Here is an 11,979-nt window from a genome sequence, read left to right as displayed (position 1 = left end):
ACTCAACCCCGTTCCCAGGGCCTCAAGTGCGCCGATCTGTCGTAGCTGCACCGGTCAGTCGTTGCGACCACCGCTGCGGTGAAACCCCTCTAGGCCGGTCACTCCTGACGGTCAACAACATTTTTCACATCAATGTCGTTTTTCTTGCGCCGCAACGTAACATCCGGTCGTTACCCCTCTTCCCCCTCGCCGCGCGCCTCTGCCTGTTCGCCATAGTGCCGGGCCAGCATGGCGCAGGCGATGAGCTGGATCTGGTGGAACAGCATCACCGGCAACAGGATCACGCCGACCTGCGCCGCTGGGAACAGGACGCCTGCCATCGGAACGCCCGATGCCAGGCTCTTCTTCGAGCCGCAGAATTGCAGGACGATCGCGTCCTCCGGCGACAGGCGCATGACCCGCGCGATCAGATAGGTCGCCGCGAGGATCAGCCCGAGCAGCAACAGGCAGAGCAGGAACAGCCGCCCCAGATCGCCCGGCGACACGCGCGTCCACAGCCCTTCGACCACCGCCGTGCCAAATGCCGTATAGACGACCAGCAGGATCGAGCCGCGATCGACCAGGGTCAGCAGGCTTTTATGCCGACTGACAAAGCCGCCGATCCATGGTCGCAGCAGATGCCCCGCCACGAATGGCGCAAGCAGTTGCAGCAGGATCCCTTCTATCGAAGCAAGCGACACCCCTGCCCCGCCCTCGACCTTCATCAGGAGGGCGACCAGGGCCGGGGTTACGAGGATGCCGAGCAGGTTGGAGAAGGACGCGCTGCAAATCGCCGCCGCGACATTGCCGCGGGCGATTGCAGTGAAGGCGATGGAGGACTGCACCGTCGAGGGCAGCAGGGTCAAGAACAATAGACCCATGGCCAGCGAGGGATCGATACCCGGCAACCGGATCATGCCGAGGCCCAGCAGCGGGAACAGAAGGAAGGTCGATGCCAGCACCGCCAGATGGAGCGGCCAATTGCGCAGACCCGTCCAGATGGCGTCGCGCGACAGCTTCGCGCCGTGCAGGAAGAAGAGCAGCACGATACCCGCATCGGCCAGATAGCCGGCAAATGTCGCGAATGCCCCCCGCGCAGGCAGGATGGTGGCGATGGCGACCGTTGCCAGCAGGCTGAGGATGAAGGGCTCGAAGACGGAAAACAGGCGCTGGATCATGGGCGCTCCCCGGCTGGACGCGCTCCTCACCCCGTCAGGCTTCACCGAAACGCCGTTAAAGCCGCCAGATAGGCCGATCAGGACAGCGACGCTACCCTTTGCGGATTCAGGGGCCTTTATGGATTCAGGAGGGAAGGGAAAATGGGGGGAGCCTACCCGAATCGCTCAACCCCCACTCCGATCGTCCAGCCGGTGCCGGTCTTTCCGGCGGCTTCCGCTCCCGATTTATGATTCTGTTCGTGTGTTGGCCGACGATACGAGCGTTCCGTAGGGGAAATCGCGGCCAAAAAAAAGGCCGGTCTTGCGACCGGCCGGAAAGTTTTTAGGAGAGGATGCCTGAAAGGCCCGATCCTTGTGCACCGCAGCACCCATGTTCGCAATTGCAACCTCGGCAATGATAGTTGCAGGAAATGCAATTGAGAGCGGTAACAGTGACTTGGATTGCCCGGCTCCCCTCCTATGCCCATCATAGCGACCGCACGGATCGGTCCGATGGACCGCAAGGGTCTTGCCGAACGCGGTGCGGCTGCCGAGATGATCCCTACGATAAAGCGCAAGGATGCCGAATGACCACCAATCCCCTGCTCGCCGATACCGACCTGCCCGACTTCGCCGCGATCCGCCCCGAGCATCTGATGCCTGCGGTCGAGCAGATGATCGGCGACGCACGCGCCGCCGCCGACCGGATCGGCGGATCGAACGCCAGCGACTTTGGCGATGTCGTGCTGGCGAGCGAGCGGGCGGGCTTCGCGATCGCGCGGGGCTGGTCGCCTGCCGGGCATCTCCATTCGGTCGCCGACACCCCCGAGCTGCGCGCCGCCTATGCCGAGGCGCAGGCGATGCTGGCCGAATATGGCATGGAGGCGGGCCAAGACCCGCGCCTGTTCGCCGCCTTCAATCGGGTTGACCTGGCGCCGCTGACTGAGGCCGAGTCGCGTGCGGTCGTGTTGGCGCGGCGGGATTTTACCCTGTCGGGCGTCGGCCTGGACGACGCGGCCAAGGCCCGGTTCCGCGAGATCGGCGTCGAACTGAACCGGCTGAGCACCGAATTCGGCAATGCCGTGCTCGATTCGACCGAAGCCTGGAGCGAGCATGTCACCGACGAGACCCTGCTGTCCGGCCTGACCGACAATGCCAAGGCGATCCTGGCCTCTTATGCCGCAGAGAAGCAACTGGACGGCTGGCTGGTCACGCTGCGCGAACCCAGCGTGCAGGCGATCCTGACCCAGGCGGACAATCGTGACCTGCGCGCGCGGGTCGCCAAGGCCTATGCCACCCGCGCCTCGGACCAGGCGGCCGATCCTACTCATGACAATAGCGCCCGCATCGACCGGATCCTGGAACTGCGCCACGAAGCAGCCCGATTGCTCGGCTTCGACAACGCCGCCGCCCGCTCGGTCGAGACCAAGATGGCGCAGTCGGCGGACGAGGCGCTGGCCTTCCTGGCCGATCTCGCGGCCCGTGCCCGACCACTGGCGGAGCGCGAACTGGTTGAGGCGAGCGCCTATGCCGCCGAGAAGTTCGGGATCGCCAAGCTGGAGCCCTGGGATACGGGATATGTCGCCGAGCATATGCGCCGCGAACGCTTCGGCGTCGATCGCGAGGCGATCCGCGCCTATTTCCCCCTGCCCCGCGTCATGGAGGGCACCGTCGCGCTGATCGAACGGCTATACGGCATCCGCCTGGTCGAGCGGCGGGACGTGTCGGTATGGAATGCCGATGTCCGCTATTATGATGTGCGGGACCAGAGCGGCGAGATCGTCGCGGGCGTCTATTGCGACTTCCATGCGCGGGCGGGCAAGCGCGGTGGGGCCTGGATGGACGTGTGCCGTCCGCGCTTCCGCGATGCCGACCGTTTCCACCGGCCCATCGCCTATCTGACCTGCAACTTCCCGCCCGCGACCGGCGATACCCCTGCCTTGCTGGCGCATGGCGATGTCGTCACGCTGCTCCATGAGTTCGGCCATGTGCTGCACCATCTGCTGACCGAGGTCGACCTGCCCTCGATCGGCGGCATTTCGGGTGTCGAGTGGGATGCGGTCGAACTGCCCAGTCAGTTCATGGAGAATTTCGCGTGGGACCGCGACACGCTGACCGCGCTGTCGGCGCATGTCGAGACGGGCGAACCGCTGCCCGACGAGCTGTTCGCCAAGATGCTGGCGGCGCGGCGTTTCCAGGCGGGGCTGTTCCTGCTCCGTCAGGTCGAGTTCGCGACCTTCGACCTGCGGCTGCACCGCGATTACGATCCGGCGCTGGGCGGCCGCGTCATGGAGGTGCTGAACGGCGTTCGCGACGAAGTGTCGGTGATTCGTCCGCCCGCATGGAATCGCTTCCCGCACAGCTTCAGCCATATCTTCGCGGGCGGTTATGCGGCGGGCTATTATAGCTATCTCTGGGCCGAGCTGCTGTCGGCCGATGCCTTTGCCGCCTTTGCCGAGGAAGGCCAGGCGGCAGGCGATCGATTCCGTCGCGAGGTGCTGGCGCGCGGCGCGAGCCGCCCGGCGGCCGACAATTTCCGCGCTTTCCGGGGCCGCGCGCCGGAGCCGGATGCGTTGCTGCGTCATCACGGGCTGGCGGCCTGATAGCAAACAAAGCATCTTTCACCTTCCCAATCAAAGTCAACAAGGCGCTTCGCAATGCAAGAAAGTCGTTATAGCTTGACCGCTGCGTCTAAAGAAATTGCACTGCACCCTTGGGGCATTCGCATCTCAAAGCTCATCGAACAATATTATAGTACGCAGTCCGCAATTTTAGATTTTCAACATATAAATAGACTCATAAATTATGTAGCGACAGTAGACCGAGATTTACCAACCAAAGGCATAGACACGACAGATAGGTCCCTTACTGCAGGCGCCGCAGCTGCATATGCAGTGGTCATTTATGCTAGAGCCACACATGCCTCTTCTGAAGCCCGCAACAGATTTCCGGTTGATAAATGGCTCACAGAAGACTTGAAATCAAAGCACGCTAGAATTATTCGACTTCGTAATTTTGGGATAGGCCACTTTGGCTACGGCCCTGAAAAGGAAGAGTGGCCATTTATAATGGAAGAATTATTTGTAAGCTACAATGAATATTATGTCTCCGACGTAAATATTGCGCACGGAAGAGCAAATTACAGATCAGAAGACGTAAACGACATCAACAGACTATGCAGTTTCTTATTTCCAAAAGCTTTGTCGTATTCAGATGAACGAAAATCTCTGCTAATATCAGCGCTGCAAGCGGAGAGCGACAACCAAAAATTAAAGCAAATAATAGAAAAATATCCATTTGATTTCAAAGAATTTTCGGGATTTCAAGTTAGCTTATCTGAGAATGGAGAGCGAGTTGACACCCGCTTTCCGAGCGGAACGCCTCGTAGATCGCGTTAGAATTCGCTTCCTAATATTCTTCAATGTAGAGACTGCAAATAGCAGTCAGACGATAAACGACCGTTGACCCAGAGAGATGCTGTGGCAATTCGCTATATGCACCGCCGCGCCATCACGGGCTGGCGGCCTGAAGACGACACTGGGGCCGTGACCTGCGGCACCGGTGTCGCGCCGTAATGTAATCTGAATTAAACAGAAAAATTCGTCTCTCCACAGCTTCTTAACCATCCTCGCCCAAGCTGGGACGGCAGGGAGGAAGTGTCGTGAGCGGATCGGACCATATTGATTTTGAACAGCGACTGGCGGCGTTCGACTATGGCGCCGGGAGCTACGCGACCTTCCCGACAATCAAGCGCGCAATCGAACGGCATGCACCCGCCGCCCTGACCGCGCTTTACCGGCACATCGCCGATACCTCGCAGATCCGGGGGCTGTTCGCATCGCAGGCGCGGATGGACCATGCCCGCGACAAGCAGATGGAGCATTGGCGCAAGCTGTTCTCCCGCCCGCTCGATCGCGATTATGCCGCCGCTTCGACCCATATCGGACAGGTCCATGCGCGGATCGGGCTGGCGCCGACCTGGTATATCAGCGGCTATGCCCGGATGCTGGAATATGTCCTGCCCAAGCTGATTCTGGGGCGACTGTTCTGGCCGTTCGGCGCACGGCGCCGGGCACGGGCGGCGACCGCGCTGGTCAAGGCCTCGCTGATCGACATGGACATCGCGCTGGCCTCCTATTTCGAGGCCGAGCAGGCGGGTCGTCGTGCGGTGATCGAACGCTGCGGCGCGGTGTTCGACCGGATGGCCAAGGGCGACCTGACCGCCTCGCTCGACGGGCTGCCGTCCGAATATCAGGCGCTGGCCGACAGTTTCGAAGCGATGCGCGCCCAGATGTGCGCGACGCTGGGCGTCGTCACCCAGTCGGGCGAGCATATCCGCGTCGGCTCGGGCGACATTCGCCAGGCGTCGGACGACCTGTCCGACCGCACCAAGCAGCAGGCCGCCTCGCTGGAGGAAACCGCCGCCGCCATGCAGCAGATCACCTCGACCGTCCGCCAGACCGCCGACGGCGCCTCGCGCGCCAACCGGATCGTCGGCGAGGCCCGGACCGAGGCCGAGGAATCGGGCCAGATCGTCCGCCGCGCGGTCGAGGCGATGGGCGGCATCGAGCGTTCCTCATCCGAGATCAGCGAGATCATCAGCGTCATCGACGGCATCTCGTTCCAGACCAACCTGCTCGCGCTGAATGCGGGCGTCGAGGCCGCCCGGGCGGGTGAAGCGGGCAAGGGCTTCGCGGTCGTCGCCAGCGAAGTGCGCGCCCTGGCGCAGCGCTCGGCCGAAGCGGCCAAGGATGTGAAGACACGCATCCTCGCCTCCTCCGACCAGGTCGGCGCGGGCGTCGAACTGGTCAACGAGGCGGGTGAGGCGCTGCAACGGATAATCGGCCGGATCGGCGAGATCAGCGACCTGGTGTCGCAGATCGCCGCCTCGGCCACCCAGCAGTCGATCGGCCTGCAACAGGTCAACACCGCCGTCGCCGAGATGGACGGCGTGACCCAGCGCAATGCCGCCATGGTCGAACAGGCCACCGACGCCGCCCGCACTCTGGCTCAGGAAGCCGAGACGCTGGCCCGCGAAGTCGCCCGCTTCCGTCTGGCCGACATCACGGGCGACCCACGCAACCCGGTCCACCAGATGCAGCGACGCCTCGCCGCCGTCTGATCCTCATCCCCCCGAGGACACCCTGGGCTCCGACGCAAGTCGGGGCCTTTTTTGTCGGGGTGTCAGGTGTTTCACTGGACGCCAATTGCTCCCCCGCAAAGGGAGGTGGCAGTCCGCAGGACTGACGGAGGGGTGTCACCGCCGGTGGGGACACCCCTCACCACCGCTTCGCGGTGTGGGGACGAAATTGTGCCCCCGGCACAATCTCGGCTTGCCGGGGGCAAGGCAAAATCCCCACACCCCCTCCCCTTGCAGGAGAGGAATGAAAAGCGCCTGACCAGCCCAAGACGCCGAAAACCACCCACTGAGAATCAGGGGCGGTCAAAAATCAGCGATGTCGAGGAAATGGTGGAGCCGAGGGGGATCGAACCCCTGACCTCTGCAATGCCATTGCAGCGCTCTCCCAGCTGAGCTACGGCCCCATCGATTTCGGCGCGCGCCCGGCGGGATGCGGGCTGGCCTGGCAGCGCATGGCACCATGCGGCTGTTCCGGCGGAATGGTGGAGCCGAGGGGGATCGAACCCCTGACCTCTGCAATGCCATTGCAGCGCTCTCCCAGCTGAGCTACGGCCCCGTTCCGCTGTGGAGGCAGCCCACTAGCGGGGCCGCCGTGGCTCGGCAAGCACTTTTTTCAAGCACCCGCCGAGCCGGTTCGGACAACTCAGTGTTCGTCGTCTTCGCTGGACGTTTCCACGCCCAGATCGTCGTCGCCGCCCAGATCGACTTCATCGTCGGGCGAGGGCTCTTCGTCCTCACCGGTGATGTCCAGATCCTCGTCGTCGCCGCCCGCCAGATCGCTGTCGGCTTCCTTGTTCTCGGGCTTGACCTGCTCGAACGGCAGGGGCTGCTTCGACTTCAGGATGGGCTCGGGCTCCCACTGCGTCCCGCAATTGATGCAGGTGACGGGGTCGTCCTTTTCGAGGTCGTAGAAACGCGTCGCGCATTTCGGGCACGTACGCTTCGTGCCCCATTCCGGCTTGATCATGCCGTTCATACCTTTCGGAATTGGGTTTTCCGCCGGAGCGAAAAGTGGGCGCGCCTTGCCACAGCGCAAGGCCCCTGTCAAAAGCCCGCGCCATCATGGCGCATCCCCTTCCCCAGCCTCGCACCGTGCGAGCCGCCGCCGCCCTTCGCGGCACCATCGCCGTTCCGGGCGACAAATCGATTAGCCACCGCTCGCTGATGCTCTCCGCGCTCGCGGTCGGTGAAAGCCGCGTCGAGGGCCTGCTGGAGGGCGAGGACGTGCTCGCCACCGCCGCCGCGATGCGTGCGATGGGTGCGGACATCGTCCGGCAGGACGACGGGGTGTGGGTGACCCACGGCGTCGGCGTCGGCGGGCTGCTCCAACCCGAGACCGCGCTCGACATGGGCAATTCGGGCACCTCGACAAGGCTTTTGATGGGTCTGGTGGCCAGCCATCCGATCACCGCGACCTTCATCGGTGACGCCTCGCTGTCCAAGCGCCCGATGGGCCGCGTCATCGAGCCGCTGTCGCAGATGGGCGCGCAGTTTCAGGATACGCCGGGCGGCCGCCTGCCCCTGATGGTCCGGGGCATCAACCCGGCCGTGCCGATCCGCTACACCCTGCCCGTCGCCTCGGCGCAGGTGAAGTCGGCGATCCTGCTGGCGGGTCTGAACACGCCGGGCGAGACGACCGTGATCGAGCCGATCGCGACCCGCGACCATAGCGAGCGGATGCTGGCGGGCTTCGGTGCCGAGCTGACCGTCACCCCTTCGCCCGAGGGCCGGGTCATCACGATTCGGGGGCAGGCGGAGTTGAAGCCGCAGAATATCGTCGTGCCGGGCGACCCGTCCTCGGCCGCCTTCTGGCTGGTCGCGGGATCGATCGTGCCGGGTGCGGACGTGACGATCACCAATGTCGGCATGAACCCGACCCGCACCGGCATCATCGAAGCGCTGAAGATGATGGGCGCCGACATCACCGAGCTGGACGCGCGCATCGTCGGCGGCGAGCCGGTGGCGGATCTGCGCGTCCGTCACGCAGCCCTGTCGGCGATCGAGGTTCCGCCCGAGCTGACGCCGAGCATGATCGATGAATATCCGGTGCTGTTCGTCGCGGCCGCCTTCGCGACCGGCACGACCATCGCGCGCGGCGCGGAGGAACTGCGCGTCAAGGAATCGGACCGCATCTCCGCCATGGCGAACGCGCTCGGGGCATGCGGCGTGACCTGCGAGGAGTTCGAGGACGGCATGGCCGTCACCGGCACCGGCGGCGATCCGATCCCCGGCGGCGCGACCGTGGAGACCTTGCTCGACCACCGGATCGCGATGAGCATGACCATCGCGGCCTTGAACGCCCGCGATCCCATCACGCTGGATGATGCGGCACCGGTCGCGACCAGCTACCCCGTGTTCTTCGACACGCTGGAAAAGCTGGGAGCGATGGCATGATCATCGCCGTCGACGGCCCCGCCGCCAGCGGCAAGGGCACCATCGCCCGCGCATTGGCCAGGCATTACGGACTGCCGCATCTCGACACCGGCCTGCTCTACCGCGCGGTGGCGGCGACGGTGCACGCGATGCACCTCGACCCGACCCGTGAGGCCGATGCCGTCGCGGCGTGCAGCTTCGACGACAGCCTGCTCGCCGATCCCGCCCTGCGTGATGACGAGACGGGCAAGCTCGCCTCGGTCGTGTCGGTGCATCCCCTGGTCCGCGCGGCGCTGCTCCAGCGGCAGAAGCGCTTCGCCAACCAGCCGGGCGGCGCGATTCTCGACGGGCGCGACATCGGCACGGTCATCGCGCCCGATGCGGACGCCAAGCTGTTCGTGAAGGCCAGTTCCCAGGTCCGGGCACGGCGGCGGCATAATGAATTGGCGGCGAACGGCTCGGACGCGTCGTTCGAGCAGGTACTGGCCGATATCCGCGCCCGCGACGAACGCGACAGCGGCCGAGCGACCGCCCCCCTCACCCAGGCGGCCGATGCGGCGGCGCTAGACACCTCCAGCCTGACGATCGAAGCGGCGGTCGCCCGCGCGATCCAGTTCGTCGACGCCCAGGTGGCGGCCAAGGCGCGCTGACCCAATCCTCCCCAATTTGGGGAGGTGGCAGCGCGCCAGCACTGACGGAGGGGGCCTGCCCCATTGGACGCCCCTAGCGGCACGCCCCCTCCACCTTGCGCAAAACCCCGTTTTCCGCTAAGGCGCCCCCGCTCGCGGACCCTGTTCCGCGGAGAGGCTGACGCGGGCCTTGCCCCAGCGTCCTTTCCGCATTTGTCGCGGACCGCCGCTTTTCCGTGTTTCAGCATCATCTTCGGGCCTGGTGGCGTCGACATGGGGTCGGCGCGGCCATCGTCGAAGGCCGGGGCCGAATCCCCGACCGGAGGCGAAAAACTCTCAGGAACCTAACCCTTTTATGGCAACCAACCCCCAGCCCACGCGCGACGATTTCGCGGCGATGCTCGATGACATGTTCGGCGGTGCCGACAGCTTCGAGGGTCGCGTCGTGCATGGCACCGTCACCGCGATCGAAAACGACATGGCCGTCATCGACGTCGGTCTGAAGTCGGAAGGCCGTGTGCCCCTCCGCGAATTCGCTGCCCCCGGCCAGAAGGCCGACCTGAAGGTCGGTGACGAAGTCGAGGTCTATGTCGACCGCGTCGAGAACATGCACGGCGAAGCGATGCTCAGCCGCGACCGCGCGCGCCGCGAGGCCGCCTGGGACAAGCTGGAGCTCGAATTCTCGAAGTCGGCCCGCGTCGAAGGCGTGATCTTCGGCCGCGTGAAGGGTGGCTTCACCGTCGACCTGAACGGCGCCGTGGCGTTCCTGCCCGGCTCGCAGGTCGACATCCGCCCCGTCCGCGACGTCACCCCGCTGATGGACATCCCGCAGCCGTTCCAGATCCTGAAGATGGACCGCAAGCGCGGCAACATCGTCGTCTCGCGTCGCGCGGTCCTGGAAGAAACCCGCGCCGAGCAGCGTTCGGGCCTGATCCAGAGCCTGGCCGAGGGTCAGATCATCGACGGCGTCGTCAAGAACATCACCGATTACGGTGCGTTCGTCGACTTGGGTGGCATCGACGGCCTGCTGCACGTCACCGACCTGTCGTACAAGCGCGTCAATCATCCGTCGGAGATGATCGCGATCGGCGACACCGTGAAGGTGCAGATCATCCGCATCAACAAGGACACGCAGCGCATCTCGCTCGGCATGAAGCAGCTCGAGAGCGATCCGTGGGATGGCGCCGGCGCCAAGTACCCGGTCGGCGCGAAGCTGTCGGGCCGCGTCACGAACATCACCGAGTATGGTGCGTTCGTCGAGCTGGAGCCGGGCATCGAAGGCCTGGTCCACGTGTCGGAAATGTCCTGGACCAAGAAGAACGTCCATCCGGGCAAGATCGTGTCGACCTCGCAGGAAGTCGATGTGGTCGTCCTCGAGGTCGATCAGGAAAAGCGTCGCATCTCGCTCGGCCTCAAGCAGGCTCAGGCCAATCCGTGGGAAGCCTTCGCCGCTGCCCATCCGATCGGCTCGACCGTCGAGGGCGAAGTCAAGAACGCGACCGAGTTCGGCCTGTTCATCGGCCTGGACAACGATGTCGACGGCATGGTCCACATGTCGGACATCGCCTGGGGCGTGTCGGGTGAGGATGCCCTCAACCTGCACCGCAAGGGCGAAGTCGTTCAGGCCGTGGTTCTGGACATCGACCCCGAGAAGGAGCGTATCTCGCTCGGCATGAAGCAGCTCGAGCGCGGCGGCCCCGTCGCCGGCGGCGTGGCTGCGGCTGGCGATCGCCTGAACAAGAACCAGGTCGTCACCGTGACCGTCCTCGAAGTCCGCGACGCGGGCCTCGAAGTCCAGGCGGGCGACGATGGTGCGACCGGCTTCATCAAGCGCACCGATCTGGGTCGCGACCGTGACGAGCAGCGCCCCGAGCGCTTCCAGGTCGGCCAGAAGTTCGACGCGATGGTCACCGGCTTCGATCGTTCGAAGAAGCCGACCTTCTCGGTCAAGGCGATGCAGATCGCCGAAGAGAAGCAGGCGGTGGCTCAGTATGGTTCGTCCGACTCGGGCGCATCGCTGGGCGACATTCTGGGCGAAGCGCTGAAGGCGCGCACCCAGAAGTAAGTCACTGGACCGGGGCATGTTTTTTCGGAAACATGTCCCGGCTTCGGCCAAAAGACACTCGCGTGCCTTTTAATCGTATAATAAAACTACTTTCAGCAGCGAGAAACACAGGTTAAGAACGATCCGTCTTAAGCTTGGGACTAGACGATGATCCGTTCGGAACTGGTGCAAAAAATCGGTCAGCGTAATCCGGGACTGAACCCGCGTGAAGTTGAACTGATCGTCACGATTTTCTTTGATGAGATTACCAAGCGGCTGTCGGATGACGGTCGCGTCGAACTGCGCGGCTTTGGCGCCTTTTCGACCCGTGCGCGCGGTGCTCGTACCGGCCGCAATCCCCGTACCGGCGAAACCGTCGATGTCTGCGCCAAGCGCGTTCCTTATTTCAAACCCGGCAAGGAAATGCGCGCGCGTCTGAACGTCGACGCGGAGTGATCGCATTCCGGTCTTGAGGTGACGGGGGCGCGGCTATTCCGACTTTACGACAGCTGCGCCCTTGACCTTCGCGGCATCCTGGTATCTTCGTTGGCCTGTGCGCGGACGTGGCGAAACCGGTAGACGCTGCCGACTTAAAATCGGCTTCCTATGGAGTGCGGGTTCGAGTCCCGCCGTCCGCACCATCGCCTACCGCCTTGG

The 11,979-nt window shown here is 64.1% G+C and carries 9 protein-coding genes and 3 tRNA genes; 8 read left to right on the top strand and 4 right to left on the bottom strand.

The genetic code is table 11. The features are described 5' to 3' along the window. Positions 1 to 170: 170 nt before the first annotated feature. Positions 171 to 1,157: a bile acid:sodium symporter family protein gene (locus tag ASF14_RS19860; protein WP_056439422.1), complete on the bottom strand. Its 987-nt coding sequence runs from the start codon at positions 1,155 to 1,157 to the stop codon at positions 171 to 173. Positions 1,158 to 1,723: 566 nt separating this feature from the next. Here ASF14_RS19860 and ASF14_RS19855 point away from each other — a divergent pair. From ASF14_RS19855 to ASF14_RS19850, 3 genes are all read left to right on the top strand, one after another. Continuing rightward, positions 1,724 to 3,739, top strand: coding sequence for a M3 family metallopeptidase (locus ASF14_RS19855; protein WP_056439419.1), 2,016 nt, complete (start codon positions 1,724 to 1,726; stop codon positions 3,737 to 3,739). A gap of 54 nt (positions 3,740 to 3,793) precedes the next feature. Next, positions 3,794 to 4,534, top strand: a complete 741-nt coding sequence (locus ASF14_RS21755; RefSeq protein ID WP_168371578.1) for a hypothetical protein — start codon at positions 3,794 to 3,796, stop codon at positions 4,532 to 4,534. Between the two features lie 263 nt (positions 4,535 to 4,797). Then, positions 4,798 to 6,258 carry a globin-coupled sensor protein gene (locus tag ASF14_RS19850; protein WP_056439416.1) on the top strand — a complete coding sequence of 487 codons (1,461 nt, stop codon included), beginning with the start codon at positions 4,798 to 4,800 and terminating at the stop codon, positions 6,256 to 6,258. Positions 6,259 to 6,604: 346 nt separating this feature from the next. On the opposite strand, the gene ASF14_RS19845 is transcribed toward ASF14_RS19850, so the two are convergent. From ASF14_RS19845 to ASF14_RS19835, 3 genes are all read right to left on the bottom strand, one after another. Beyond that, a tRNA-Ala gene (locus tag ASF14_RS19845) sits at positions 6,605 to 6,680 on the bottom strand. Between the two features lie 76 nt (positions 6,681 to 6,756). Beyond that, positions 6,757 to 6,832: transfer RNA gene (locus ASF14_RS19840), tRNA-Ala, on the bottom strand. A gap of 87 nt (positions 6,833 to 6,919) precedes the next feature. Beyond that, positions 6,920 to 7,243 carry a TIGR02300 family protein gene (locus tag ASF14_RS19835; RefSeq protein ID WP_056439502.1) on the bottom strand — a complete coding sequence of 108 codons (324 nt, stop codon included), beginning with the start codon at positions 7,241 to 7,243 and terminating at the stop codon, positions 6,920 to 6,922. A gap of 95 nt (positions 7,244 to 7,338) precedes the next feature. Here ASF14_RS19835 and aroA point away from each other — a divergent pair, with 95 nt between their 5' ends. The 5 genes from aroA (at position 7,339) to ASF14_RS19810 (ending at position 11,963) form a co-directional block, all read left to right on the top strand. After that, positions 7,339 to 8,670 carry a 3-phosphoshikimate 1-carboxyvinyltransferase gene (gene aroA / locus ASF14_RS19830; RefSeq protein ID WP_056439413.1) on the top strand — a complete coding sequence of 444 codons (1,332 nt, stop codon included), beginning with the start codon at positions 7,339 to 7,341 and terminating at the stop codon, positions 8,668 to 8,670. Further along, entirely contained in the window at positions 8,667 to 9,299 is a 633-nt protein-coding gene (cmk, locus tag ASF14_RS19825) for a (d)CMP kinase (RefSeq protein ID WP_056439409.1), read from the top strand. The genes aroA and cmk overlap by 4 nt, the downstream gene beginning before the upstream one ends. A 334-nt stretch (positions 9,300 to 9,633) precedes the next feature. Then, a complete protein-coding gene (rpsA, locus tag ASF14_RS19820) occupies positions 9,634 to 11,343 on the top strand; it encodes a 30S ribosomal protein S1 (protein ID WP_056439406.1) in 1,710 nt (569 codons plus the stop codon). Positions 11,344 to 11,490: 147 nt separating this feature from the next. Continuing rightward, a complete protein-coding gene (locus ASF14_RS19815; protein WP_056439404.1) occupies positions 11,491 to 11,778 on the top strand; it encodes an integration host factor subunit beta in 288 nt (95 codons plus the stop codon). A 101-nt stretch (positions 11,779 to 11,879) separates the two neighbouring features. Then, positions 11,880 to 11,963, top strand: a tRNA-Leu gene (locus ASF14_RS19810). Positions 11,964 to 11,979: the final 16 nt, after the last annotated feature.

Source organism: Sphingomonas sp. Leaf257 (assembly GCF_001422185.1).
Lineage (GTDB): Bacteria > Pseudomonadota > Alphaproteobacteria > Sphingomonadales > Sphingomonadaceae > Sphingomonas > Sphingomonas yabuuchiae.
Note: the sequence above shows the minus strand (reverse complement) of the source record. Positions and strands in the feature narration are given on the sequence as shown.